This is a genomic window from Halomonas sp. KG2, assembly GCA_030440445.1.
Lineage (GTDB): Bacteria > Pseudomonadota > Gammaproteobacteria > Pseudomonadales > Halomonadaceae > Vreelandella.
In genome coordinates, this window is sequence record CP098528.1 from 2,202,668 (window position 1) to 2,227,313 (window position 24,646).

25 protein-coding genes are annotated in these 24,646 nt (G+C 50.5%); 4 read left to right on the forward strand and 21 right to left on the reverse strand.

The window, feature by feature from the left end; all coding sequences use genetic code 11:
* Positions 1-5 precede the first annotated feature (5 nt).
* The 3 genes from NDQ72_10235 to NDQ72_10245 form a co-directional block, all read right to left on the reverse strand.
* Entirely contained in the window at positions 6-1,859 is a 1,854-nt protein-coding gene (locus NDQ72_10235) for an autotransporter assembly complex protein TamA (protein ID WKD30376.1), read from the reverse strand.
* Between the two features lie 70 nt (positions 1,860-1,929).
* Positions 1,930-2,778 (reverse strand): hypothetical protein, encoded by an 849-nt coding sequence (locus NDQ72_10240; protein ID WKD30292.1) that lies wholly within the window; start codon positions 2,776-2,778, stop codon positions 1,930-1,932.
* Positions 2,779-2,787: 9 nt separating this feature from the next.
* Positions 2,788-4,080: a nucleotide sugar dehydrogenase gene (locus NDQ72_10245; GenBank protein WKD30293.1), complete on the reverse strand. Its 1,293-nt coding sequence runs from the start codon at positions 4,078-4,080 to the stop codon at positions 2,788-2,790.
* A 165-nt stretch (positions 4,081-4,245) separates the two neighbouring features.
* Here NDQ72_10245 and ubiG point away from each other — a divergent pair, with 165 nt between their 5' ends.
* Positions 4,246-4,989, forward strand: coding sequence for a bifunctional 2-polyprenyl-6-hydroxyphenol methylase/3-demethylubiquinol 3-O-methyltransferase UbiG (gene ubiG, locus NDQ72_10250; protein WKD30294.1), 744 nt, complete (start codon positions 4,246-4,248; stop codon positions 4,987-4,989).
* Positions 4,990-5,655 carry an HAD-IA family hydrolase gene (locus NDQ72_10255; GenBank protein WKD30295.1) on the forward strand — a complete coding sequence of 222 codons (666 nt, stop codon included), beginning with the start codon at positions 4,990-4,992 and terminating at the stop codon, positions 5,653-5,655.
* A 71-nt stretch (positions 5,656-5,726) separates the two neighbouring features.
* Here NDQ72_10255 and NDQ72_10260 read toward each other — a convergent pair whose 3' ends face one another.
* From NDQ72_10260 to NDQ72_10320, 13 genes are all read right to left on the reverse strand, one after another.
* Complete coding sequence (locus NDQ72_10260) at positions 5,727-6,488, reverse strand: YciK family oxidoreductase (protein WKD30296.1); 762 nt, start codon at positions 6,486-6,488, stop codon at positions 5,727-5,729.
* 33 nt (positions 6,489-6,521) lie between these two features.
* Positions 6,522-7,310, reverse strand: coding sequence for a tol-pal system protein YbgF (gene ybgF / locus NDQ72_10265; protein WKD30297.1), 789 nt, complete (start codon positions 7,308-7,310; stop codon positions 6,522-6,524).
* A gap of 84 nt (positions 7,311-7,394) precedes the next feature.
* Positions 7,395-7,940 (reverse strand): peptidoglycan-associated lipoprotein Pal, encoded by a 546-nt coding sequence (gene pal, locus NDQ72_10270; GenBank protein ID WKD30298.1) that lies wholly within the window; start codon positions 7,938-7,940, stop codon positions 7,395-7,397.
* 46 nt (positions 7,941-7,986) lie between these two features.
* Complete coding sequence (gene tolB / locus NDQ72_10275) at positions 7,987-9,279, reverse strand: Tol-Pal system beta propeller repeat protein TolB (protein WKD30299.1); 1,293 nt, start codon at positions 9,277-9,279, stop codon at positions 7,987-7,989.
* Positions 9,279-10,415 (reverse strand): cell envelope integrity protein TolA, encoded by a 1,137-nt coding sequence (tolA, locus tag NDQ72_10280; GenBank protein ID WKD30377.1) that lies wholly within the window; start codon positions 10,413-10,415, stop codon positions 9,279-9,281. Before tolA ends, tolB begins: the two co-directional genes overlap by 1 nt.
* A 13-nt stretch (positions 10,416-10,428) precedes the next feature.
* Positions 10,429-10,866 (reverse strand): protein TolR, encoded by a 438-nt coding sequence (tolR, locus tag NDQ72_10285; GenBank protein ID WKD30300.1) that lies wholly within the window; start codon positions 10,864-10,866, stop codon positions 10,429-10,431.
* A gap of 11 nt (positions 10,867-10,877) precedes the next feature.
* Positions 10,878-11,558 carry a protein TolQ gene (tolQ, locus tag NDQ72_10290; protein ID WKD30301.1) on the reverse strand — a complete coding sequence of 227 codons (681 nt, stop codon included), beginning with the start codon at positions 11,556-11,558 and terminating at the stop codon, positions 10,878-10,880.
* A gap of 183 nt (positions 11,559-11,741) precedes the next feature.
* Positions 11,742-12,116: a tol-pal system-associated acyl-CoA thioesterase gene (ybgC, locus tag NDQ72_10295; GenBank protein WKD30378.1), complete on the reverse strand. Its 375-nt coding sequence runs from the start codon at positions 12,114-12,116 to the stop codon at positions 11,742-11,744.
* 14 nt (positions 12,117-12,130) lie between these two features.
* The gene (gene ruvB / locus NDQ72_10300; GenBank protein WKD30302.1) at positions 12,131-13,168 is read right to left on the reverse strand and encodes a Holliday junction branch migration DNA helicase RuvB; all 1,038 of its coding nucleotides are present in this window, start codon (positions 13,166-13,168) and stop codon (positions 12,131-12,133) included.
* A gap of 42 nt (positions 13,169-13,210) precedes the next feature.
* Positions 13,211-13,819 carry a Holliday junction branch migration protein RuvA gene (gene ruvA / locus NDQ72_10305; protein WKD30303.1) on the reverse strand — a complete coding sequence of 203 codons (609 nt, stop codon included), beginning with the start codon at positions 13,817-13,819 and terminating at the stop codon, positions 13,211-13,213.
* 70 nt (positions 13,820-13,889) lie between these two features.
* The gene (ruvC, locus tag NDQ72_10310; protein WKD30304.1) at positions 13,890-14,441 is read right to left on the reverse strand and encodes a crossover junction endodeoxyribonuclease RuvC; all 552 of its coding nucleotides are present in this window, start codon (positions 14,439-14,441) and stop codon (positions 13,890-13,892) included.
* Between the two features lie 102 nt (positions 14,442-14,543).
* Positions 14,544-16,325, reverse strand: coding sequence for an aspartate--tRNA ligase (aspS, locus tag NDQ72_10315; protein WKD30305.1), 1,782 nt, complete (start codon positions 16,323-16,325; stop codon positions 14,544-14,546).
* 66 nt (positions 16,326-16,391) lie between these two features.
* Positions 16,392-16,673, reverse strand: coding sequence for a zinc ribbon domain-containing protein (locus NDQ72_10320; GenBank protein ID WKD30306.1), 282 nt, complete (start codon positions 16,671-16,673; stop codon positions 16,392-16,394).
* 202 nt (positions 16,674-16,875) lie between these two features.
* Here NDQ72_10320 and NDQ72_10325 point away from each other — a divergent pair, with 202 nt between their 5' ends.
* Entirely contained in the window at positions 16,876-17,841 is a 966-nt protein-coding gene (locus NDQ72_10325; GenBank protein WKD30307.1) for a D-2-hydroxyacid dehydrogenase, read from the forward strand.
* Here the strand turns inward: NDQ72_10325 and NDQ72_10330 are convergent.
* Both NDQ72_10330 and NDQ72_10335 read right to left on the reverse strand, forming a co-directional pair.
* On the reverse strand, positions 17,838-18,113 hold the full coding sequence (locus NDQ72_10330) for an acylphosphatase (GenBank protein ID WKD30308.1): 276 nt from the start codon (positions 18,111-18,113) through the stop codon (positions 17,838-17,840). The genes NDQ72_10325 and NDQ72_10330 overlap by 4 nt on opposite strands.
* A gap of 144 nt (positions 18,114-18,257) precedes the next feature.
* The gene (locus NDQ72_10335; protein ID WKD30309.1) at positions 18,258-19,157 is read right to left on the reverse strand and encodes a YihY/virulence factor BrkB family protein; all 900 of its coding nucleotides are present in this window, start codon (positions 19,155-19,157) and stop codon (positions 18,258-18,260) included.
* Positions 19,158-19,331: 174 nt separating this feature from the next.
* Here NDQ72_10335 and NDQ72_10340 point away from each other — a divergent pair, with 174 nt between their 5' ends.
* Positions 19,332-20,426, forward strand: a complete 1,095-nt coding sequence (locus NDQ72_10340) for a bifunctional nicotinamide-nucleotide adenylyltransferase/Nudix hydroxylase (protein ID WKD30310.1) — start codon at positions 19,332-19,334, stop codon at positions 20,424-20,426.
* Between the two features lie 32 nt (positions 20,427-20,458).
* Here NDQ72_10340 and NDQ72_10345 read toward each other — a convergent pair whose 3' ends face one another.
* The 3 genes from NDQ72_10345 to NDQ72_10355 all read right to left on the reverse strand — a co-directional run bounded on the left by NDQ72_10345 (position 20,459) and on the right by NDQ72_10355 (position 24,471).
* On the reverse strand, positions 20,459-21,376 hold the full coding sequence (locus NDQ72_10345; protein WKD30311.1) for a LysR substrate-binding domain-containing protein: 918 nt from the start codon (positions 21,374-21,376) through the stop codon (positions 20,459-20,461).
* A 52-nt stretch (positions 21,377-21,428) separates the two neighbouring features.
* Positions 21,429-22,847, reverse strand: a complete 1,419-nt coding sequence (gene cls, locus NDQ72_10350; GenBank protein ID WKD30312.1) for a cardiolipin synthase — start codon at positions 22,845-22,847, stop codon at positions 21,429-21,431.
* A 118-nt stretch (positions 22,848-22,965) separates the two neighbouring features.
* A complete protein-coding gene (locus NDQ72_10355) occupies positions 22,966-24,471 on the reverse strand; it encodes a fumarate hydratase (protein WKD30313.1) in 1,506 nt (501 codons plus the stop codon).
* Between the last annotated feature and the right edge of the window lie 175 nt (positions 24,472-24,646).

A 24,646-nucleotide genomic window follows, 5' to 3' on the forward strand; every position in this document is an offset into this window, starting at 1 on the left:
CTCTCCTAAAATTCCGGTCCGATGGAAAAATGCAGGCGCCAATCGTCTTCATCGTCAAATGGGTGTGCTACATCAAGTCGGATAGGGCCCACAGGGGAAATCCAGCGTATGCCAACCCCTGCGCCCGTTTTTAACTCTTCTGGCCCCCAATTATCGAAGGCATCTCCAGTATCGACAAAAGTTGCTCCCCACCAGTCGCCAGTCACTCGACGCTGGTACTCGAGAGTCGAGGTCAGCATTTGCTGGCCGCCACGTAAAAGCCCTTCTTCATTTCGCGGAGATAGGCTTTCGTAGGAGTAACCCCGGACGCTTCGGTCACCGCCTGCAAAAAAGCGCAACGAAGGAGGCAACTTATCGAAATTATCTGTTTCGATCGCGCCGATGCTTAGCCGTGCAGAAAAACGGTTGTCATCGCCAATGGTGCGAATCCATTCTGTGTCACCCGTCATACGCGCGAACTGGGCATCGGATCCCCATATCGTGTCTGAATACTCGAGCGATAATTGTTGCCTATCTCCCCAAAGCGGAAACCGCTGAGGACGCGTTCTTGTACGGGACCACTGAATGCCTGGATAAAACAGTAATACTTCATCTGAGACTCCGCCTTGGGTGAAGTCTTCATAGGTCGTCCGGAAGTAAAGTGTTTGTACCCAGCGGTTTTCAAACTTCCATCGACGAGCGATTTCCACGGTACCCTCTAACGACTGGGTATCGCCGTCATCCAGATTACGCACGCCATATTGCAGACGATAGCTATCGCGTAACGGATCTTCTAACGGGATATTGTAAGTCCCTGTGAAGCGCTGGTCTGGTGCTGAAACATACAGATCATGATCCAGACTATGGCCAAAGCGGTTAATCCATGGCTGTTTCCAGCCAAAGCGCATGCGCGGTCCTACGTCAGTTGCAAAGCCAATCCCGACTTCAAATTGATGGCGGTCGGCAGGCTCTACACTTACGTCAATAGGCAGGCTGGTGTCGTCCCGCTGAGTGACACTAAATGCGCTGGCAAGCGCTGTGCTGGACAGCCTAGGACGTTGAGGCTGCGATGCCGTTGCTTCATTCCACCACGGTGAGCTTCCTGTTGGCGGCGATAGGGTCAGCTCGCGCGCTGTCTCTAAACGTGGTCGCACCGTCACAGAGCTGAACCACTCTGTCTCAGCTAAACGTTGATTATAACGGGCTATCGATTCCGCTAGATAAGGCTCTCCTGCTTCAAAGGTCTGCATTTGAAGCAAACGCTCAGGTTCGATATGACTGCCTGAAATAGTCGTATTGCCAAATTGATAGCGTGGGCCGCTGTCGAAATCCATATAAAGGCGAGCGCTTTCAAGGTATGGCCTTATTTCCATTCGACGATCAGTAAACCCCCAGTCGAAATAACCGCGCTCAAGTGCCAGGCCTGAAAACTGGTTGCGTAGGCGATCCCACGGGGCATGCCTTAATGTATCGCCTTCCTTTAAGGGAAATGCATCGAGTGCTTCCTGAAACGGAGGGTCATCGCTTGCTTCACCGCTGATATTGACAGAAAGCACGTCGATTTTGACCGGCGAGCCAGGTTCGATGCGAAGTGTGATGGGTGAGCTATCAACATCAACCGCAATGTCAGACTCGTAGTAGCCGAAAACGCGCATGGCTTCTTGCGCACGCTTACGTATTTCGCCTTCTAGACGGACATCAGTGTACTGATCTTCGTCAATGTTCTGTAAATAGGCATCAATATTGTCCTCTACTTCACTACTGACACCATTGATCGACGCGTTAAGTGCCCAAACGGGAGCTGACCACGTTACAAGAAGTGGTAAAACCACCTCACGAGTCGCTTGTTTAACGGTAGGCCATCGCCGTTTTCTTTCCATGCAGTTCATCCCTAACCAAATCAGCGACTCGGTGGCTTTATTACCCATTGCTCTATGCTGCCGACAATTTCTAGCGGAGCATCTCCATCTGAGCACTAAATGCCAGCTGGGCTTGCCGCACTTGACGGATATCACTTTCTAAGGTGTTTAATCGTTGCGCCCACTGCTGTTCGAGTGCTTGTAAGGCTTCTTGAGTAGCTGAAGTATCAGTACTGCTTAGCATTTCAAGCGTTGAGTTTACCTCAGTAAAGCGCTGATCGACCTCTTCTTGCCATGCAGTAACATTTGTTACCAATTCGCTGTTTTCGTTTTCTAACTTAGCAATATCATCGAGTCGGTTGGTAGTCGTAGATAGGCGCTGCGATAGCATTTCTTCGAGGTAAGTTACCTCTTCTGCTAAATTTTGCCGCCCAGACATGCCTGCTTGCTCAAGTGAATCAAGTGATGTACGTATAGCGGCAAGCTGTTGGTCACGTAACGCTGCTTGTTCTTCCAACTGACTAATACGCTCAGCAATGCTGCTCAGGGCATCACCATTCACGAGCTCTTCGTTTGACGTCAAAAGCCCGTAGAGCTCTTCACGAGTGCGTGTCACCGCAACGGCTAACTGCTCCTGTTCTTGGAACAGCGTTGTCATCTGTGCTTGTACAAAGGCTATCGCATCTTGCGTGTCCGTGTCACCCGAGTCGAGTCTTGCATGAAGATTAGATACCTCTCCACTTACTCGATGGACCTCTTCTAATAAGCGTTCTCTTTCATACCAAAGGCCCACTGCGGCGGCACCCAGCGAAATGATAATAAGCATCATCAATAACCACAATGGCCACAGTTTGGGCCCCCTGCGATGACGCAAGTGTTGTGCGGTCAAGCTTTGATCCACATCGGGAACAATGCGAGAAGACGCAGTACTGTTGGGCATGACTTTTCCTCAATACGTTGCGGGATCTGCACGACGCCCGATTCCTCTATACCGTAAGCCACAGCTAGCCACGAAAGTTGGGTCATAAATGTTTCGTCCATCCAGCACCAACTTAGCGCTCAATAACGAGGCTAAACGATGCCAGTCAGGGTTCCAATAAGATTTCCATTCAGTCACCAGCATCAGTGCGTCGGCTCCTTCACATGCCAAGTATGGGTCACTGGTAAACGTAGTTAGATCGTCTCGGTCACCTACGGCATTGAGCAGCGCGGGGGTTGCCGCTGGATCATGCAGATTCACCTTCACACCTTGTGCCCATAAGGCTGCAAGGAGTGTCAGCACTGGCGCGTGATCGATTCGAGTGGTTCCAGGTTTAAAGGCAGCCCCCCAAATAGCAATCGTTTTGCCTGCTAAATCGCCCTCGAAGAGCGTCCAGAGTTTCCTAAATAACGTCTCTTTCTTCTGTTCATTGATGTCCATTACTTGCTCTAGCAGTGCCGAGTTACGGCCACTGGCTGACTGAACATCAGCTAAGCGCATTAGATCGCGAGAGAAATTGGGGCCACCAAAGCCACAGCCAGGGTATAAATATTCATAGCCAATTCGGGTATCAGCGCCCATACCTTGGCGAACATGTTCAACGTCAACTCCGAGCGTATCTGCAAGGCCTGCAATCTCGTTCATGTAGCTGATACGTGTTGCCAGCATGCCGTTTATAGCGAGCTTAGTCAGCTCCGCCGCTCTACAAGGCATCCGTTGGAACACATCATTGCGGCGATTAAAGGCACGTAAAAGCTCGCGCGCTACCTGTTCACCTGTTGCGTCGTCACAGCCGAGCAGCCAGCGTGAAGGACGCGTAAAGGAGAGCCAGGCCCGCCCTTCTTCCAAAGTGTCGGGTAAGGCAACGCTACTGTGCTGGGGCCCCATAAGCGCGTGCAACTGCTCTGTTTCGCCTACTGGAAATGTTGAATTATTAATTAATACAGCACCACTATGGCGCTCAAATATAGGGGCTTCAAGCAGCGTTTTGGCCGCCTGACGCTGATCGGGCGACAGAGCTAACCAAACCACATCAGGAGAATGAGCCTGCGCTGGCGCTTCAATGATTCTCAGTGTTTCACTGGCTAACGCTTGTTCAATATGCGTCATTAACTCAGGTTCACTGCGCAGCCAGTCTGCTTTCAAAAGCTGTGGCCATGGTGCGCTTTCATGTAGTAGCCACTCAACTTGATGGCCTACCCAGGCTAGCGCTGCGGCGGCGGTAGCGGCACTTAGTTCACTTCCGTGGAGTAATACTCGCATTCATCACGCTCCCTGAGAAAATAAAAGTCGCGAAAATAGGGGGTTAAGATTCATGTCGCGTTCCTTTTCATGCGTTCCTTTCCAGGAGTGGTTAGAATGACATAATACTGAACGACTGGTTGGTTGCCACCTTCATGCCAACTTACCGACAATGGGAGTTAAAACATGCAAGCGATACCTCAGGATAGCACTACTCATCGCAACCACGACAATGTCGACGCAGCGGAAGTTGCGAAATTTGAAGCACTTGCTAGTCGTTGGTGGGACGCAGAGGGGGAATTCAAGCCGCTGCACGCTATCAATCCCTTGCGCCTTGACTTTATTGACGCGCGTGCAGGCTTAGCCGGTAAAAAGGTGCTCGATGTCGGCTGTGGTGGTGGGATTCTAAGTGAGTCAATGGCCCATCGAGGAGCTAGTGTTACCGGCATTGATCTTGGAGAAGCACCCCTTAGCGTTGCCCGGCTACATGCGACAGAAAGCGGTGCATCGGTGGATTATCGGCTGATAAGTGTTGAAGCGCTGGCAGCAGAGCAGCCAGGGCATTATGACATCGTAACCTGCATGGAAATGCTTGAGCATGTACCTGACCCCGCCTCGGTCATTCGTGCTTGCAGTGAGCTGGTTCGCCCTGGGGGTTATGTTTTCTTCTCGACCCTAAATCGCACCCCTAAATCGTATGCTTTTGCGATTTTAGGTGCTGAGTATGTGCTTAAACTATTGCCGCGCGGCACCCATGATTATGCAAAATTTATCCGCCCTTCTGAGATGGCCGCATGGGCAAGAGCCTCCGATCTTGAGATTAACGAACAAACGGGGCTGACCTATAACCCGCTGACTCGCCACTACCGCTTGGTCGCAAATGATGTATCGGTCAATTACATGATGTATTGCCGGAAAGCGAGCGAATAAATGTCAACATCAATACCTGAAGCCATACTGTTTGATTTAGACGGAACTCTTGTTGACACTGCCCCTGATCTTGCTGAAGCAACGAATGCATTGAGGCGGCATCATGGGCTGACACCACTGCCCTACGGAAAAATACGAGGCCAGGTTTCTAACGGTGGCAGTGCTTTAGTAACCTTGGCTATTGGTATCGAAAGTGGTTCTACTGAACACGATACGGCGCGGCAGTATTTGTTAGATAATTATGAACAAGCAGTTGCTGTTCACAGTCGGCTATTTGAACCCCTTGACCAATGGCTAGACCGCTGGCATTCAGCATCACGCTTGTGGGGAATCGTAACGAACAAACCAAGACGCTATACCCTTCCGCTGTTAGATGCATTGGCGCTAACGCCTGGGGCTCTTTTATGTGCAGATGATCTAGCGGTCAGAAAACCCGCTCCGGAACCTCTTTGGGAGGCTGCGCGCAGGCTTAACGTGGCGCCACAAGCGTGTTGGTACGTCGGTGATCATATTCGTGATATGGAGGCGGCGAAAGCGGCGGGAATGACGGCTGTTGCCGTTGGCTACGGGTATATCAGTGAGGAAGACGACTATCAGCAATGGCCAGCTGACTTATGGTTTGAAACCTGCAAAGACTTAGTCGATGCTCTGACTGCTTTTCATTGATAGCGTTAATGGAATGAAAACGCCTAGAACATCGACAAGTGGTGCGTAAGAAAGCTACAAACAGGGTACGTTTATGCACGTGGTGGTTGAGCGTCAAACTTCTGGCCACTAACCCCCGTGCTGTCTGGCCCCATAAGCCATAAGTAGGTAGGCATAATTTCTTCAGGGGTACGCAGCGTCAACGGATCTTCACCTGGGTAAGCAGTCCGGCGCATTTGGGTACGTGTTGCCCCTGGGTTTAACGTATTAACCCGCACAGTAGACTGGTTTTCAAGTTCGTCAGCAAGCACTTCCACAAAACCTTCAGTGGCGAACTTTGAAACCGAATATGCCCCCCAGTAGGCCCGGCCTTTTCGTCCAACGCTTGATGAGGTGAAGACCACAGAAGCATCAGCTGACTGCTGAAGCAGTGGTAGCAACGCTTGGGTCATCCAAATAGGCCCATTGATATTGACCTGCATGACTTGTTCCCACAGCTCTGGATTGTACTGCTCAAAAGGCGTAATTCTGCCTAGCAAGCCAGCGTTATGCAGCAATCCATCTAAACGGCCAAACTCTTTGTCCAGCGTTTCAGCCATATCGTGAAAGTCTTTGAGCGTTGCGCCCTCAAAGTTGAGCGGAAAAATTGCAGGCTGTGGTCCGCCCTCTGCTTCAATTTCATCGTAGACACGCTCAAGCTTGGCTATCGTGCGGCCAAGCAGTATCACAGTTGCCCCATGGCGGGCGTAGGTAAGTGCAGCCGCACGTCCAATTCCATCACCCGCACCGGTTACCAACACGACGCGGTTTTCCAAAAGATTGGACGCTGGTTGATAGTCGATTTTGCAGCTCATGAGGTTTCCTTGATACAAAAATGTAAACAGACGTTATCCTGCAGACTGACGTAAAAAGTCATTGGCAAGTCCTGCCGCGCTACTCTGCGGGTAATCATCACGTACTTGTTCGAGCAGTTCACGACTGCGTTCAGCCTCGCCCTGCCGTGCTTTTACTAATCCTAGCTTATAAAGCGCATCGGGGACTTTACTGCTGCCGCTGTACTGCTCAATAACACGGCTAAATGATTCATCAGCAGCGCTAAGTTCGCCTTCAGCAGCATAAAGTTCCCCCAGCCAGTAATAGCCGTTCGAGGTCAGACTGCTGTCGGGGTGATCAGTGACAAATGCTTTAAACGCATTGATCGCATCTGCGAATTGACGTGCTTGAACGTGGGCAAACGCTGCTTGGTAGTCTGCCTGAGCGTCTTCACTGACGTTCCGCGCAGATGGTGCGTTGGCAACTTGCTCTGCCGCCTCGGGCTCCACTGCAGGCGTCGATTGTTCAATTTGGCTAGGACCGCTATTCATCAAACGATCTTCAATGTCCAGGTATTGTTGCTGTGATTGCCGACGAAGCTGCTCTAACTGGTGTCGCAGTTCTTCAATTTGACCACGTAGCTGCTGGATCTCTGTCTGATGCTCTTGCACTTGGTTAAAGAGTACCAAGTTACCACCCGATGCTTCCTGGCGTTGGGTTTGCTGATAAAAGCCAGACCCGCTTGATAAGTCTTGAACGAGGGGCTGTTGACCAAAGGCTGTCAAGGGCAATACGGACAGCGGGAGCACTATGGCTCCCGCACCGCACAGCCTCTCAAAATAACGTTTGAGACTGTGATTCATGATGACTCCAATCATTACTTAGTTAGCGTACCTAGCGCCTAATAGCGAGTACTTGATGTTGAGCACCTAGGTACGCCAATGCCATCAGTAGTTAAAGACGACGCGACGGTTTTGAGAGTAGGCACTTTCACCTTGGCCGCTAGCAGCCGGACGCTCTTCACCATAGCTCACGACGCTCATTTGCGAGGGAGACACGCCTTGAATATTTAAGAACCGCTTAACAGCTCCGGCACGACGCTCACCAAGGGCCATGTTGTATTCGCGAGTGCCACGCTCGTCGGTGTGGCCATGCAGAACAACTTGGGCGCTGGGATTAGCACGCAAATAGCGAGCATGAGCCATCACGACTGATTCGTAATCGCCCTTGATAGTGTCGCGGTCAAAGTCAAAATAGATAGTACGGACTTCTGGAATGCGTGAATCGGCTTGTTGACCAGCGCCTGCGCCAGAACCAGAGGTAGAGCCATACTGGCCACCAGTGCCAGCACCTGAGGTGCTAGTTCCTGTGCCACTGCCATCCTGGCTTCCATAAGAGTCACCGTCCTGGGTTCCGCCGGTGCTGGAACAGCCAGCGATTACTACGATAGATAACGCTACTGCCAATGAGCGAGCCAACGGTTTAAGTTGCATAATCAGACTCCTTGCCTGAAAACAAAAAATGTAAACTTTTCGTCAATCAATTTAAAAAAGGTGACCACGCGGGATCGCGAACATCACCCTGCGCTGCGGGTAATCTAAATGACGAGCGGCCATCCGCTGAAACGGCACTTAACACCCCATTACTACCCTGTTGGGTAGCGAAGATTACCATGGTCCCGTTCGGCGCAACACTAGGAGATTCATCTCTTGTTGTTTCGCTTATTACAACAAGACGTCCTCCATCACGCTCCTGACGCGCAACTTGGTATCCACGGTTGGAGCGGTGAATTAAAAAGATTTGCTCCCCGTCAGGTGAATAGCGCGCGCGCGCATTATAGTTGCCGGTAAATGTAATGCGATTTGCTTCACCGCTACCTAGCAAGTATTCATAAATCTGTGGTCCACCGCTACGGTCAGAGGTAAACAGCAGACTACGTCCATCGGGCGCCCAAGTTGGTTCGGTATCAATGCTACTGTTTTGAGTTATACGCTCCACTGAGCGATTACCGATGTCTAGGATGTAAATTTCTGGTTGTCCATCTTTGGACAGCGACATAGCGATTTTGCGGCCATCAGGTGACCATGTAGGGGCACCATTAATACCGTCGAAAGAAGTTGCCTGTATCCGTTGCCCCGTTGAAACATCTTGAATATAGATAGCTGGACGCTCTGTTTCAAAGGATACGTATGCCAGCTTCCGGCCATCGGGAGACCATGCAGGTGACATAATCGGCTGGTCGGAGGTAAGCACTTGTTGACTGTTACGTCCATCCGCATCGGCCACATACAGGCCAAATTGCATGTTATCGCCCAACCCTTGAGCGGTTACATAAGCAATTTTAGTTGAGAAAGCCCCCCGGATATCGGTAATTTCTTCAAAAATTTGATCGCTCATATAGTGAGCAGCACCACGCAAATCGTTCACATTTGCCGTGACCGTTTCGCCAATCATACGGCGCTGCCCACTGATATCCATTAACTCAAACTGAATCTGGTAACCACTATTTGTCTGTTGCGCTCGGCCTACCACCAAATATCGAACATCAAGCGAACGCCAAGTGCCAAACTCAACGTCATCCGCCTGGCTTGGCCTATCAAACATGGCACTGCGTTCTAAGGGCGCAAAAAAGCCGCTGCGCTCAAGATCGTCCTGAATGATTTGAGCCACATCTTCAGGCAGGTTATCGCCACCTGCAAAGGGAACGATACCAATCGGTAAAGCCTGGTCGCTCCCACGTGTTATTTCGATAGTCAGGTTTGCATTTGCAGTTGCATAGCTACTAACGAATAGCAGCACGCAAAACAGCCACACTTTGCTTATGGTTTGCATCAGCGAACATCCCCCGGGGTAAATCGCAGATTAAATTGACGTAAGTTACGCTGCTGCTCTGCGGGCAAATCCCTCAGCTCGCTGAAAGGAGCAGCGTGTTCAACAGCCTGCATGGCAGACCGATCAAAGGCACTATCACCGCTGGATGTGGCGATAGTGGTTAAAAGTACCTCTCCTGATGGGCCAAGCCTTACTTGAATCGTAGCACTCATTGCGTCACTGGCACCTGCTGGAATTAACCATGCTTGCTCTACCGCTCGACGCACAATATTAATAAAACCATTCGCGGCTTGCTGCGCCTGCTGTGCGTTAGCAGCAGCCTGGGCTTCTCCCTCTAGCTGACGCTGCATGGCCGCCTCGGCTTCACGCTGGCGCTGGGCTTCTGCCTCAGCTTCCCGCTGGCGCTGGGCTTCTGCCTCGGCTTCACGCTGGCGCTGAGCTTCTGCCTCGGCTTCACGCTGGCGCTGAGCTTCTGCCTCGGCTTCCCGCTGGCGCTGAGCTTCTGCCTCGGCTTCCCGCTGGCGCTGAGCTTCTGCCTCAGCTTCCCGCTGGCGCTGGGCTTCTGCCTCGGCTTCCCGCTGGCGCTGAGCTTCTGCCTCGGCTTCCCGCTGGCGCTGAGCTTCTGCTTCGGCTTCCCGCTGGCGCTGAGCTTCTGCCTCGGCTTCACGTTGAGCCTCTTCTCTGGCTTGAGCCGCTTCTTCCTGCTGTTCAGCTAGGCGTTGTGCTTCTTCTTCTCGTCGCTGTGCCTCGGCTTCGGCTTGAGCTTGAGCTTCTTGCAGCTCGCGAGCTTGCTCTTCTGCTCGTGCTTGCGCTTCTTCTCTAGCAGCGGCCTCATCTGCCTGCTGCTGCAATGCTTCTTGCTCACTTGCATCAGGCTCAGGTGCTGGCTCAGCCTCATCGGGGTCGGTTGAACTATTGAGAGCTGCTTGTTGATCCGTTGTTTGCTGTGCTTGGTCAGTGAATGTTTCAGTACTGACGAAGGTCGCTTGCACAATAGAGGATGAGTCTGGCTCTGCCGTAGAACTTGGCAGACTAACCAAACTAAAAAGCACAACTAATAGATGCACCGCAACCGCCAGGACGGTAGGCCAAGTATAGCCAACATCCTGTGGGTCACGGGGTGGTTTGATTGCCATTTGCGCGCTACGTTTAACCATCTTGTGGCGGCTCAGATAATAGACCGACATTAGCGACACCCGAGCGTTGCAGTGTGCTCATCAATACGACTATTTGTCCGTAAGCAACGTTGCGATCGCCGCGAACCATGACAGGCGTTTCAGGTCGTCGCTGTAATATCGCTGTTACTCGCTCTGCCATTTGCTCAAGAGAGACAGCCGTTGAGTCTTCGCCAAGCGTGATGAAATAGCCTCCATCCTGATCGACAGAGATAATAATTGGATCGCTTTCGTCTTGGCTTTCGATAGGCTCTGATGTGACTTGAGGTAGATCGACTTGCACCCCTTGAGTGAGCATGGGTGCGGTGATCATAAAGATCACCAGCAAGACCAGCATGACGTCAATAAAGGGGACTACGTTGATTTCAGCCATCGGCTTTTTATTGCCGCTGCGATTAAACGGGCCTTGCATAGCGTACTCCCTTAGCTAGCGCTGGACTTACTTTCACGACCTTGCAAATTACGGTGCAAGATAGCGTGAAATTCCTCGGCAAAGTCTTCATATTTGCCCAACAAACGAGCGGCATCATTCGATAGACGGTTATAGAAAATTACCGCGGGAATAGCTGCAAACAGGCCCATAGCCGTTGCAATTAACGCTTCAGCAATCCAAGGCGCAACGGTTGCCAATGTAGCTTGCTGGGTCATAGAAAGGGATTGGAAAGACCCCATAATCCCCCAGACTGTTCCGAACAAGCCAATGTAAGGGCTCGCGGATGCCACAGTGGCGAGAAATACAAGATGCTGCGTTAGGCGATCTTCTTCCCGAGACCAGGCGACGCGCATACTCCGCTGCACACCTTCTAAGATTGTGTCGGGGTTGCGTGTTTTTGGCATTAAGCGATTAAATTCGCGAAAGCCTGCCTGGAAAATATGCTCTGCTCCATAACGTGGGTCGTCAGCAGGAATCTCTCGGTATAACTCGTTTAAATCGACACCCGACCAAAAGGATTCTTCAAATTGGTTGTATTCCTGTTTTGCCCTGCGCAGGGCAATGCTGCGTTGGAAAATAACCACCCATGAGAGGATTGACCCCACCACCAGCAGTAACATCACCAGTTGAACAACCGTACTGGCACTCATTATCAAGTGGGGGATGGACATGGTGTTATCGTTCACAGTTACCCTCATCAAGCTATTAATGTCGGAATTTCCGAACAGTGGTGGTATATAAAGGCCATGAAGTGCGCACGCTACATCGCGCTATCTACTCCATAGGTTTACACATGACATAGGTTTACACATATCACAGATTTATGCGTGTTTTCGCTGTTCGCCATAAACGAATCAACCAAGCGCTTGCAATGTTTTTGGCCATGCTTTTGGCCGCATCTTATGCGCGCATAAGCAGGCTATCTCGACTGTAGCAGCGCATAAGAGTTCCTCATCTCGCTGCACTTGCTGCAAAAAAGTCATTCGGCATCGACCAACATTCTCAATATTTGTACTGACAATAAGTGAGTCATCCAAGCGTGCAGGCTTGCTGTAGTGACAGGCCAAGCGATATACCACTAGCTGGGTGCCATCGTCTAGCAAAGTTTGCTGATTAAGGCCTAGCGTACGTAACCATTCGCTGCGAGCGCGCTCCATAAACTTCAAGTAGTTAACGTAGTAGACAATTCCACCGGCGTCAGTATCTTCCATATAGACGCGCACCGGCATCGTGAACCCATTACTCATGGGCGCCGCTCTCCTTCTGGATCAATAGCATGTTCGTGAGGCGTTTTGTTGAAGTGTAACCACGCTTGTCGCGTCACTACGCGCCCCCTTGGCGTGCGCATCATTAATCCTTGCTGAATTAAGTAAGGTTCAATGACGTCTTCAATGGTACCGCGCTCTTCACTAATAGCGGCTGAGATTGAGTCAATTCCCACAGGACCGCCATCAAACTTATCGATCATTGCCAACAAAAGGCGCCGATCCATATGATCCAGCCCATGGTGATCGACATTTAGCATGTTGAGTGCCGCATCGGCGAGAGTAACATCAACGATGCCATTGCCCTTTATTTCTGCATAGTCACGTACGCGGCGCAGCAGCCTATTGGCAATACGCGGGGTGCCTCGGGAGCGCTTGGCAACCTCTATAGCACCTTCATGGCTCGTTTCAACACCTAGCAAGCAGGCTGAGCGAGTGACAATCTCAGTCAGCTCTTCAAGGTTATAAAACTCCAGGCGTTGCACAATGCCAAAGCGGTCACGTAATGGAGAGGTTAGTAAGCCTGCGCGCGTTGTCGCACCTACCAAGGTAAAGCGAGGCAAATCTAGTTTGATTGAGCGGGCAGCGGGTCCTTCACCGATCATAATATCCAGTTGGAAATCTTCCATTGCCGGATAAAGCACCTCTTCTACCACGGGTGACAGCCGGTGAATTTCATCAATAAACAGCACATCACCTGGCTCTAGGTTGGTCAGCATGGCTGCTAAGTCACCTGCACGCTCAAGCACTGGGCCAGAAGTTGACTTCAGCCCTACCCCCATCTCGGTAGCAATAATATTCGCAAGCGTTGTTTTACCAAGCCCTGGGGGCCCAAATACCAAGGTATGATCTAGGCTTTCCTGACGTAGCTTTGCGGCTCCCATGAAAATTTCAAGCTGCTCGCGTACTCGCGGTTGCCCAATATAATCCTTTAAATGTTTGGGACGAATAGCATGATCAATACGCCCTTCCCCTTGTTCGGGCTCAGCCGCGATTAATCGGTCATGTTCTAACATAAAGTGCGCACTATCAGTCGTTCCATGAAATAACCCACGTTGTTACCCCGTCATGCGTTTTGTCAGCGCGGCTTTAATAATCGCCTCTGTTGACTGCCTGGGATTAATGTCAGCCAGCATTTTTGAGGCTTCAGTAAGCTTATAGCCCAAGCTCACCAAGGCAGCTTCCGCATCTGCTAATGAGTCACGGGGAGCAGGTTCTCCATTCGCCGCTTCTAACGCGAGGGGCGCATCCGCCGCGTTTTCCCATTCAGGGAAACGGTCACGCATTTCAATAATTAACCGCTCGGCGGTTTTTTTACCAACGCCCGGAAGCTTCGTCAGTGCTTTACTATCGTCGTCACGGACGCAGCGCATAAAGGCGGCTTCATCCATTCCGGAAAGGATGGCGAGTGCTAGCTTTGGCCCTACGCCGTTGACTTTGATGAGGGCACGAAACAGTGCGCGCTCTTGTTCGCGACCAAAGCCGTAAAGCAAATGGGCATCATCACGAATGGTAAGATGCGTATACATGGATACGCTCTCTCCTACGGCTGGAAGTGCCACTAGGGTATTCATAGAGGCTTCAAGCTCGTAACCGACACCATGCACATCAACCACAATCCAAGGGGGGTGCTTTTCTAACAAAAAACCATTAATACGACCGATCATGTGTATGCTCGCAATAATAAAAAGCAGTCATTTACTATAAAGACACTCTGTACAAATGACCAGTAAGCAGCTAAAGCCGCCACCGCCCTGTGCTGCGCCGACGACTGCCCTTAGAGGGGGCAGCAAGTAAGCCATGTCCTGCATACGCATGGGTAAGCGCGATAGCTAGCGCATCCGCGGCGTCAGCCTGCGGTGTTGAAGAGAGCTGTAGAATAGCGGTGACCATATGCTGCACCTGGCTTTTCTCCGCGCCTCCCTGGCCAGTAACGGCTTGTTTGATCTGCCTTGCTGCGTATTCTGCAATGTTCAGACCGTGATTCGCGATGCAGACGAGAGCTGTGCCCCGTGCTTGTCCAAGCTTCAGTGCTGAATCGGGATTTTTAGCCATAAAGACTCGCTCTACGGCGACGGCATCGGGCCGATGCAGCCCTACTACTTCGCTTAAACCTGCATAAATTTGCGCCAAACGCTGCTCTAAAGGGCCATCGGTCGTTCTAATGCAGCCACTGGCGACATAATGAGGCTTAACACCGATTAAATCGATGACCCCATAGCCCGTGATACGCGAACCTGGGTCGATACCCAAAATCCTAATCGCGGGAGCGGGCTGTTTTTCATCCATGGCAGCTGTCCTATTGGTAGCGAGCGGTTCAAACAAAAACACCGACGCCTAAACGTCGGTGCTGAACTACTTGTTACTGAATGACAAAGCAGTGCTGAGCGATTATTCGCTGGCGGTCTCTGCTTTCGCTTTTTGGCGCAGACGGATGTTTAAGTCTTTCAACTGATCTGCACTGACTTCACCTGGTGCATCAGTCAGTAAACAGCCGGCACTTTGGGTTTTCGGGAAGGCAATCACTTCACGAATTGTCTTAGCTCCAGCCATCAGCATCACTAAACGATCTAAACCGAACGCTAGGCCGCCATGGGGAGGCGCGCCGTATTGCAACGCATCCAGCAGGAAGCCAAATTTTTCTTGCGCTTCCTCTTGGCCAATGCCCAAGATTTCAAACACAGTGCTTTGCATGGTTTGGTCGTGAATACGAATGGAACCACCACCGAGCTCGGTTCCGTTAAGCACCATATCGTAAGCACGCGACAAGGCCTTTGCTGGGTCAGCTTTAAGCGCTTCTGGCGAGCAAGAAGGTGCGGTAAACGGGTGATGTAACGGGCTGAGGCGACCGTTGTCGTCTGCTTCAAACATCGGGAAATCGACAACCCATAGCGGCGCCCACGCCTGGGTGTAAAGCTCAAGGTCGGCACCTAACTTGACGCGTAATGCACCAATTGCTTCATTGACGATGCGCGTTTTATCCGCACCAAAGAAAATGATGTCGCCATCTTCAGCGCCTACGCGATCAAGCAGCTCTTCAACCACATTCTCCATGAACTTAACAATGGGTGATTGAAGACCTTCAAGCCCTTTGGCACACTCATTGACTTTAATCCATGCCAGCCCTTTCGCACCGTAAATACCAACGAACTTAGTATATTCGTCGATCTCTTTACGAGACAATTTGGCACCACCCGGCACTTTCAATGCCGCTACGCGGCCGTCTTCTGCACTTGCAGGGCCTGAGAAGACCTTAAAATCAACCTGCTGCATCAAGTCATCAACATCGGTCAATTCTAACGGAATGCGCAGATCAGGCTTATCAGAGCCAAAGCGATCCATTGCTTCCTGCCAGGTCATGCGTGGGAACTCAGGCAGCTCAACGCTCAGCACTTCCTGGAAGAGTTGACGAATCATGGCTTCGGTAATGCCCATGATGTCGTCTTCTTCCACAAAAGAGGCTTCGATATCGATTTGCGTGAATTCAGGCTGGCGATCAGCCCGCAGATCTTCATCACGGAAGCATTTAGCGATCTGGTAGTAGCGATCAAAACCGGCCACCATTAACAGCTGCTTAAACAACTGTGGCGACTGCGGTAGTGCAAAGAAGCTGCCTGCATGTGTCCGGCTAGGAACGAGGTAGTCGCGGGCACCTTCCGGCGTTGCGCGAGTCAATACCGGCGTCTCGATATCCAGGAAGCCTTGGTTTTCCAAGTAAGCGCGGACGTTGTGAGAAATACGCGAACGCAAGCGTAGCTTCTCAATCATATCCGGGCGTCGAAGGTCGATATAGCGATGCTTTAAGCGAACTTCCTCGCCTACTTTGTTGTGCTCATCCAGCTGAAAAGGTGGTGTGGCGGCTGTGTTGAGCACCTCCACCTCTTTAGCTAATACCTCAATCATGCCCGTTGGCATGTTAGGATTTTGCGTTCCTTCAGGGCGCAGCCGGACACGGCCAGTAATACGAAGTACGTACTCACTGCGAGCACGGTCAGCATTAGCAAATGCCTCGGCGGTATCTGGGTCGACAACGAACTGAGCGATGCCATCGCGATCGCGCATATCCAGAAAGATGACCCCACCATGATCACGGCGGCGATGTACCCAACCGCAGACAGTGACCGTTTGTTCCACCAAAGTTTCGTTAAGCTGGCCGCAATAATGGCTGCGCATGTCTAATCCTGTTCTGTTACGTGGCAATGAGATTGTCGTGGGCCGTTCTGACCCTGACAACCGCGGCTAAGCCGCGGCGCCCTTTTTCGTTGATGCGCTACTGGTATCGCTTGTGGTACCAGTGCTAGAAGTAGATTGGCCTTCTGCTGCCAAGTTTTTCTTACTTCCTGTTTTAAAATCGGTTTCATACCAACCGCCGCCAGCAAGGCGGAAACCAGCCGCCGAGACCAAGCGTTCCAGACTGGCTCGCTGGCACGCGGGGCAATCCTTCAGCGGATCCGCGCTGATTTTCTGCAATTTTTCCATGCGATGACCGCAGGCCTTGCACTCGTACTCATAGATGGGCATGTTGATAACTCCTGAAAAGCTCAACTCCGACAGGCTAAGTTTGTATAAACTAGTGGCAAAACCAACGCTTGCCAGACAAAGAATATGTGGCCTGCTGGGATAAATTCCAAGACTGCGGTTGATAGAGCGACACATTATACCCTTTTGTGCCCCCTGCTGAGCAAGGCCAAGTGCCTTTCGGCAGATAATGGAGAAAAGAAAAATGCCCAATGCGGTAATGCTGGATGCCGAGAGCTTAGGCGCGGATATCGATCTAACAGCAATTCGAGACCTTGTTAGTCATTTAGAGGTGTATCAGCAAAGCACTGTCGAACAGGCAAGTGAGCGCTTGTCGGATGCGGACATAGCGATCGTCAACAAGGTTGTACTGAACGCAGAAACACTATCAGCCTTACCCAAACTCAAGCTTATATGTGTGCTGGCGACAGGGCTTAACAATATTGATCTCGACACAGCTAAAGCCCAAAACATTCTGGTAAAAAACGTCACCGCCTACGGAACTGCAAGCGTTTCTCAGCACACATTAATGTTAATGCTGACACTGGCAAACCGATTGCCACGATACCAAGCCGATATCGCTCGTGGCGAATGGCAGCGCAGTGATTTCTTTTGTTTACAAGCTCACTCGACGCTGCAGCTTTCCAATAAGCATCTGGTGATGGTGGGGCAAGGTGAGCTTGGCTCAGAAGTGGCACGTTTAGCTGAAGCCTTTGGGATGAAGGTTACATTTGCTGCTCGCCCTGGCAATGAATCAAACGACAAACGGCCCTCTCTCGACGATTTATTACCGACGGCAGATATTATTAGCTTGCATTGCCCGCTTAACGAAACAACCAAGCACCTTATTAATCGCACGCGATTGGCAAACGCAAAGTCATCACTGCTATTAGTCAACTGTGCCCGGGGCGGCATTATCGATGAAGAAGCGGCACTTGAGGCGCTTCGTACTGGCAAGATTGGAGGGTTAGCAGTTGATGTGCTCCCCACTGAGCCGCCGAAAGAAGGACACCCTCTATTAACAGCATTAGCAGAAGGCGAGGCACTTAATTTGATAGTGACCCCTCACAATGCCTGGATCACGCCTGAGGCTCGCCAGAACATTGTGGCGCTCACTGCTGATAATATTAAGCAATGGCAAACTGAGGCGAACGTATTAAGCACTGATTAATAGGTCGCAAAATGATCGGGAGCGTGGTGGCCATCCAGCACTTCAATAGTGACATGCGTGACCTGCGCTCCTTCGGGCCCCTGCCATAACCATTCAGTTAGCGTAGATACGGCGGTTGAATTGCCACATAACAACACCTCTACCCGCCCATCGGGTAAGTTTTTGGCGTAGCCCGTTAGCCCTCGTTGAAGCGCTTGTTCCTGTGTTGAACGCCGAAACCATACTCCCTGCACTTTTCCTGTTACATAGGCACGTACACAACAAGTAGGCATAAACTGTCCTCTCAGTATTTATACAATAGCGTTTATAGACTTCAGCCTGATAAATCGACAGGCTGAAGTCTGTTGATATTCGCTCTTTTCAAACGAGCCCTCTATAGGGCTCTTTCTACCCACTTTTTTAAACTAATTCTTGTCTTACACTAACTCTCGCTTCACCAGCACTGCACTATTACGTGGCACCAATGGCCGCCCACGACGAAGTAACAAGGAGCGCGTAAAAGCAGCGCCAAATAGTAGAATTAATGAACTGTAATACACCCATAACAAAATCATCACAACAGACCCTGCAGCACCATAGGTCGACGCTGTGGCGGTATATGCTAAATAAATAGCAATAACGCTGCGCCCAATTGTAAACAGTACAGCGGTTACTACCGCGCCAATCAGCACATCTTGCCAACGGAGAACAACATCCGGTAACACTTTGAAAATAGTAGCAAATAACAATGCCACCATCGCCAGTGAAATTAATGACTCAAGCGATGTCGTTAATAAACTGGCATAGGGTAATAAATTACCGGCTCCGTGGAGCATTCCTCGCAAGACAACCCCCAGCACTAACGATACTAGTAGGATGAAGCCAATAGACAACACGACGGTTAAGGAAAGCAAACGATTTTTTATAAAGATAAGAGCACTGTTAGAGGTGGGCTTTGCAGTGACGCCCCAAATGGTATTGAGCGAAAATTGCATCTGCGCAAACACGGTTGTGGCACCCACCAATAAGGCTACAAAGCCAAGCACTGTTGGTAAGATACCCGACTCTTCGATACGTGACTGGGCAACGGCCTGCTCAATCGCAACTGCTGCGTCAGCGCCTAACGTGTCCTGTAGCTGAGCAACTATTTGGCCTTGAGCAGCATCTTCACCCAGCACGACACCTATTACCGTTACCGCGATAATAACGGTAGGCGCCAAAGAGAATAGCGTGTAAAACGCTAATGATCCGGCATAACTGAAGGCATTTCGTTCAAGCCATAACGCCGTTGCATCTTGAACTACGTTCCACCAAAAAATAATCGTTTTTTTCAGCATATTCATTCCCTTAAAAAAGAGTGTCCCTATCAAGCACTAACGCAAGATACATCTAACAATCATACCGAACTAAAACGTTGAGCGCAGGCGGAGACGCGTTGCGCACCTTAACTGCCCACTTCATAATGGCTCTCTTTTCTCTGCTACTTTCTCACCCACGACCAAGGAAGCGTTATGAATTCGGATGCTGTTAAATCTACTACGGCTTACGACTTTGATTGCTTGGTGTTTATTGGTCGTTTTCAGCCTCCCCACCTTGGCCACCTTGCCATTATCCGAGAGGCGTTAAAACAGGCACGCCAAGTCATTGTATTAGTGGGCTCTGCTTGGCAGGCACGCTCTTTACGCAACCCGTGGACGTTCGATGAGCGACAGACAATGATTCGTTCTGGGTTTGATGATCAAGACAATCAACGCCTGGAAATCACTCCACTACTTGATGCGCTTTATAACGATGATGTGTGGGTGCGTGATGTGCAACGCAAAGTACGTGATTTGACGTCCCCTGCAAACGCTCGCTTACCCCGTATTGGTTTGATTGGCGCGAGCAGAGGACAATCAAGCTACTATTTATCGCTTTTCCCCCAATGGGAGTCCATCAGTGTCCCACTCGTTGAAGGTATTTCAGCGAGTCAAATACGTGAGCGGTTGTTTCGCTCGCCTGGTTCTACCGATGACTACTTGAGTACAGGCGCCTACCACGATTTACCTCCAGAAGTCGTCAAAAGCGTTGACAAGTTTTGCAAAGGTATTGCCTATCACGGCCTACTGGAAGAGCAGCAGCTACTTGATCAATACAAGCAAGCTTGGGCACAGGCCCCCTATCCGCCCATTTTTGTGACTGTTAATGCGGTTGTCGTCCAATCAGGCCATATTTTGTTGGTAAAGCGCATGGCGGCACCGGGTAAAGGACTTCTGGCATTACCCGGAGGCTTTATAAATCCGCATGAGCGCTTACTAGATGCTTGCTTAAGGGAACTCCGTGAGCGGTTAAGACTTAAAGTGCCCGAGCCCGTGTTAAAGGGCTCGCTACGTGGACAACGCTTGTTTGATGAGCCTCACCGCAGTTGGCGTGGACGAACGTTAGCTGAAGCTTTCTATTTTGCTCTCAGGCCTGATCAGCAGTTGCCCCGTTTAAAGCCAGTCAAAGGCGGCGACCATGCTCGCTGGGTCGCCCTTGCTGATCTAGAACCTGAAAGCTTGTTTGAAGATCACTTCTTTATTATTCAAAATTTTCTTGGATTACCGGCCGATTTAGGCACATTTTAAAATCTAAGGCTTTTTTCTAGCCGCTCTGCAGGCTAAGCCTGCAGAAAATCGCGTGGCAATTTCATCATTTGACGCCAGAGACGCTCAACGCCGGGTTTATGGACTAACGAACAGCGGTAAAGTCTAATTTCTAGAGGGATATCCCAATTTTCATCGCCAGCTCTTACCAATTTGCCGGTTTTGAGCTCTTCACGAATACAAAAATCAGGAATCCAAGCAACCCCCACTCCTTGAAGTACCATGCCTTTCAATCCTTCCGCCATGGCCGTTTCATAAACCGTGCGCAGCTTCAGTCGTAATGGATCGTTTTTGAGCAGCATGCGTACACTTCGCCCCAGAAAAGCACCCTGCGTATAAGCTAAATAGGGAATTGAGCTGTCATTTTGAATCGAGAAAAGCGGCTTGCCGTCTTCATCTGGCAGTGAAACCGGCAACATTTTTACTTGGCCAATCGAGAAAGAGGGAAAGACTTCTGCATCCAGCTGCATAGTGGCAAAGGGGTCATAATATGCCAGCATCAGATCACAGTTACCTTCGCGCAGAACATGGATAGCCTCCCCAACGTTCATAGCGACCAATCGTGTAGGCAGCTCACCCAAGCCTTTTTGTAAACGAGAAATCCAAGGCGGGAAAAAGCTTAATGCCAGTGAGTGTGCCGCGACGATATCAAGCGCTTCATTCGCAATAGAAACTCCCCGGAGGTGGCTTAATGACTCGTTTAATTGCTCCACTAGATTGCGTGCGGTGATCAAAAACAATTGTCCCTCTGAGGTCAGGCCAATCGGCGTTGTAGAACGATCGACTAAGATGACCCCTACCGCTTGCTCTAGCGCACGAATACGGCGGCTGAATGCAGGCTGAGTAACATGGCGCTGCCTGGCAGATGCCGAAAAACTTCGTGTATTGGCTAATGCAACGAAATCCTCGAGCCATTTTGTTTCTAAATTCACCCAAAACTCCTTTTGCCTAATCGTTGTTAGCGGCGTGCAGGGTTATTATTGATTACTGAATAGGTGCGGTTAAATATGCCGCACGAGAAACTACTTTCTTCCACATTGGGCGCTGGCTAATTTCGTCAATTGTAACGCGTCGACAGTGAGCAAAATCTTGCTCCAACATGGCATGTACTTTACTAGCAAACGCGGTACTGGGTATGAAGGCTGTTATTTCAAAGTTGAGCCTAAAAGATCGATTATCCAGGTTTATTGTGCCGACGGTTGCTGCATTGTTGTCAATAAGCATGACCTTTTGGTGTAAAAAGCCAGGAAGATAACGGTATATTTTTACACCTGCTCTTAACATATCAGGCAAAAATGAAAATGCGGATAGAAACACCAACAAATGATCGGGCCGCTCGGGAATCATAACCCGTACATCTACGCCTCGCATTGCTGCTAACCTAAGCGCATCCTGTACTCCTTGATCTGGTACGAAGTACGGGCTGGTTACCCAGAGCCTTTCATTAGCACTATGAATTAACTGTTGAATTAAAAGGCTAGCCGTGTCCTGTTTATCGGCCGGGCCGGATGGCACGATAACCACATGATGATCATCTTGCGGATGACTCTCGGCATGCCAGTTTAAGGTAATGACCTCCCCTGTTGCCCAGTGCCAATCTTCCCAAAAAGCTTCCTGCAACCCCAGCACACACGGGCCACCAAGCGCTAAATGGGTATCACGCCAGGGGCCATGCCGTGGATTTTGCCCAAGGTATTCTACACCAACATTAAAACCACCTACCCAGCCCTGCTTACCATCTACGACGGCTATTTTACGATGGTTGCGAAAATTAAGCTGAAAGCGATGTTTGAAGCCACGAGAAGAACGAAATGCTTTTACTTCGATGCCTTCTTTGATCATCTCATTTAAAAAGCCATCGTTTAGTTTCCGGCTACCCACTTCATCGTATAGAAAATAAACGCGCACACCCCGCTGTGCAGCTTTAATCAAATGATGCTGCAATCGGTTGCCTAAAGCATCGTTACGTACAATGAAAAACTGCAGCAGCAGATAATCTTTTGCCTGATCAATACCCTCAAAAAGGCTTGTGAAAGTGGCTTCACCATCGATCAACAAGTCGGCACTATTACCTTTAGTCAACGGCATCATTGCCAGCTGCTCCACTGCCTGAATATCAGTGCTAGTCGGCGATGAAAGGTGCGGCTTAATGTTATGGCGATAACGTACCAACACTCGACGTAATACGTTATCGCGTTCCCCTCTTGCTGTTACATAGCCATAGAAACGCGGGCGTCCGAAAAACCAATACGCAGGCAGCGCAACATAAGGAAACGTTAATAGTGAAATAATCCAGGCGATAGCCCCCTGGGACGTTCTGCTCGACATAAGCGCCATGACCGCTGACACGATACCCAATAGGTGTATCAGCATAATGCTGGTCCCTAGCAACCATGAGGTCATTGCCTGTTCCTCGCTATCAAGTGAGCTGTTGATCAGATTATTGCACTGCTAATGCACAAAAGCCCCGCGAGAGACGGGGCTTATTTGTCACTGACTGCGGTTCTACGCCATCAGTATGCTACGCCTTTTGAGCGATGATCTCCTTCCATTTGGCAGGGCCTGTCTGGTGGACGGAAGTTCCTTGGCTGTCGACAGCGACCGTGACCGGCATATCTTCAACTTCAAATTCGTAGATGGCTTCCATTCCTAGATCTTCAAAACCAACAACCCGTGACTTCTTAATTGCCTGGGCAACAAGGTAGGCAGAGCCGCCAACAGCCATCAAATAAACCGCCTGGTTATCGCGAATGGCATCAATAGCGACCTGACCACGTTCCGCTTTACCAACCATGCCTAGCAAGCCGGTCTCTTCAAGCATGGTGCGGGTGAATTTGTCCATTCGAGTCGCGGTGGTCGGCCCAGCGGGGCCAACCACTTCGTCACCTACCGGATCAACAGGACCCACGTAGTAAATAAAGCGACCTTTCATATCAACCGGTAATGGCTCACCTTTGGCAATCATGTCCACCATGCGTTTATGCGCCGCGTCACGGCCGGTTAATAGCTTACCGTTCAACAGCAGCGTATCACCCGGCTGCCACGTTTTAACTTCTTCGGGAGTAACGCTATCCAGGTTAACGCGCTTGACGTTATCGCCTGCTTCGCGGGTAATTTCCGGCCAGTCTTCAAGTTTAGGGGCAGGAAGCGCCACGGGGCCACTGCCATCAAGCGTGAAATGCGCATGACGCGTGGCTGCGCAGTTGGGAATGATTGCCACAGGCTTATTGGCCGCATGGGTTGGATAGTCTTTAACTTTAATATCCAGCACCGTGGTTAAACCACCTAAGCCTTGAGCGCCGATACCGCTCTTATTCACTTTATCGAACAGCTCCAGACGCAACTCTTCAGCGCGGTTGCTAGGTCCTCGCGCCTGCAAATCTTGAATATCGATAGGATCGAGCAGCGCTTCTTTGGCAATCATCATCGCCTTTTCAGCGGTGCCGCCAATACCAATTCCCAACATTCCCGGCGGGCACCAGCCTGCGCCCATTTTGGGCAACTGCTCCATCACCCAGTCCACAACACTATCGGATGGGTTTAGCATCGCAAACTTAGATTTAGCTTCGCTACCACCGCCCTTCGCGGCGACGTGGATATCGACCTTATCGCCCGGCACAATCGAATGGTGAATAATCGCGGGGGTATTGTCTTTGGTATTGGCTCGCTTACCGTCGGGATCAGCGAGAACAGAAGCACGCAGCACGTTATCAGGCAACTGATACGCGCGGCGCACACCTTCGTTAATCATGTCATCGAGGCTTAGCTCGGCGTCCCAGGTGACGTTCATACCCACGTGAACGAACACCGTCACAATGCCTGTATCCTGGCAAATTGGACGATGTCCCGTAGCACACATTCTTGAGTTAATTAAGATTTGTGCAATCGCGTCTTTCGCCGCGGGGTTCTCTTCACGCTCGTAAGCGGCTGACATTGCATCAATGAAATCTTTAGGATGGTAGTAAGAGATGTACTGTAGAGCATCGGCAACGCTCTGAATGACGTCGTCCTGGCGAATCACGGTCATGGACAAACAGCTCCTCGGTTATCGTCTTGGCTGCGGCCTTTTTAATGGCCGTCTAGATGTACCGGTAAGTATACCGTATTGACCTTATATGCGGCAGCCACAACCAAGGCTAACCTACATCTGATAACTAGGGCATTAGTCTGATGTTTATCAGCTTGAGCAATATAACGGTATA

Excerpts from the sequence above, each read along its gene's own strand:
- NDQ72_10235 (WKD30376.1), bottom strand. The coding sequence starts at position 1,859 with ATGGAAAGAAAACGGCGATGGCCTACCGTTAAACAAGCGACTCGTGAG.
- NDQ72_10240 (WKD30292.1), bottom strand. The coding sequence starts at position 2,778 with ATGCCCAACAGTACTGCGTCTTCTCGCATTGTTCCCGATGTGGATCAA.
- NDQ72_10245 (WKD30293.1), bottom strand. The coding sequence starts at position 4,080 with ATGCGAGTATTACTCCACGGAAGTGAACTAAGTGCCGCTACCGCCGCC.
- ubiG (WKD30294.1), top strand. The coding sequence starts at position 4,246 with ATGCAAGCGATACCTCAGGATAGCACTACTCATCGCAACCACGACAAT.
- NDQ72_10255 (WKD30295.1), top strand. The coding sequence starts at position 4,990 with ATGTCAACATCAATACCTGAAGCCATACTGTTTGATTTAGACGGAACT.
- NDQ72_10260 (WKD30296.1), bottom strand. The coding sequence starts at position 6,488 with ATGAGCTGCAAAATCGACTATCAACCAGCGTCCAATCTTTTGGAAAAC.
- ybgF (WKD30297.1), bottom strand. The coding sequence starts at position 7,310 with ATGAATCACAGTCTCAAACGTTATTTTGAGAGGCTGTGCGGTGCGGGA.
- pal (WKD30298.1), bottom strand. The coding sequence starts at position 7,940 with ATGCAACTTAAACCGTTGGCTCGCTCATTGGCAGTAGCGTTATCTATC.
- tolB (WKD30299.1), bottom strand. The coding sequence starts at position 9,279 with ATGCAAACCATAAGCAAAGTGTGGCTGTTTTGCGTGCTGCTATTCGTT.
- tolA (WKD30377.1), bottom strand. The coding sequence starts at position 10,415 with ATGGCAATCAAACCACCCCGTGACCCACAGGATGTTGGCTATACTTGG.
- tolR (WKD30300.1), bottom strand. The coding sequence starts at position 10,866 with ATGCAAGGCCCGTTTAATCGCAGCGGCAATAAAAAGCCGATGGCTGAA.
- tolQ (WKD30301.1), bottom strand. The coding sequence starts at position 11,558 with ATGTCCATCCCCCACTTGATAATGAGTGCCAGTACGGTTGTTCAACTG.
- ybgC (WKD30378.1), bottom strand. The coding sequence starts at position 12,116 with ATGCCGGTGCGCGTCTATATGGAAGATACTGACGCCGGTGGAATTGTC.
- ruvB (WKD30302.1), bottom strand. The coding sequence starts at position 13,168 with ATGTTAGAACATGACCGATTAATCGCGGCTGAGCCCGAACAAGGGGAA.
- ruvA (WKD30303.1), bottom strand. The coding sequence starts at position 13,819 with ATGATCGGTCGTATTAATGGTTTTTTGTTAGAAAAGCACCCCCCTTGG.
- ruvC (WKD30304.1), bottom strand. The coding sequence starts at position 14,441 with ATGGATGAAAAACAGCCCGCTCCCGCGATTAGGATTTTGGGTATCGAC.
- aspS (WKD30305.1), bottom strand. The coding sequence starts at position 16,325 with ATGCGCAGCCATTATTGCGGCCAGCTTAACGAAACTTTGGTGGAACAA.
- NDQ72_10320 (WKD30306.1), bottom strand. The coding sequence starts at position 16,673 with ATGCCCATCTATGAGTACGAGTGCAAGGCCTGCGGTCATCGCATGGAA.
- NDQ72_10325 (WKD30307.1), top strand. The coding sequence starts at position 16,876 with ATGCCCAATGCGGTAATGCTGGATGCCGAGAGCTTAGGCGCGGATATC.
- NDQ72_10330 (WKD30308.1), bottom strand. The coding sequence starts at position 18,113 with ATGCCTACTTGTTGTGTACGTGCCTATGTAACAGGAAAAGTGCAGGGA.
- NDQ72_10335 (WKD30309.1), bottom strand. The coding sequence starts at position 19,157 with ATGCTGAAAAAAACGATTATTTTTTGGTGGAACGTAGTTCAAGATGCA.
- NDQ72_10340 (WKD30310.1), top strand. The coding sequence starts at position 19,332 with ATGAATTCGGATGCTGTTAAATCTACTACGGCTTACGACTTTGATTGC.
- cls (WKD30312.1), bottom strand. The coding sequence starts at position 22,847 with ATGACCTCATGGTTGCTAGGGACCAGCATTATGCTGATACACCTATTG.
- NDQ72_10355 (WKD30313.1), bottom strand. The coding sequence starts at position 24,471 with ATGACCGTGATTCGCCAGGACGACGTCATTCAGAGCGTTGCCGATGCT.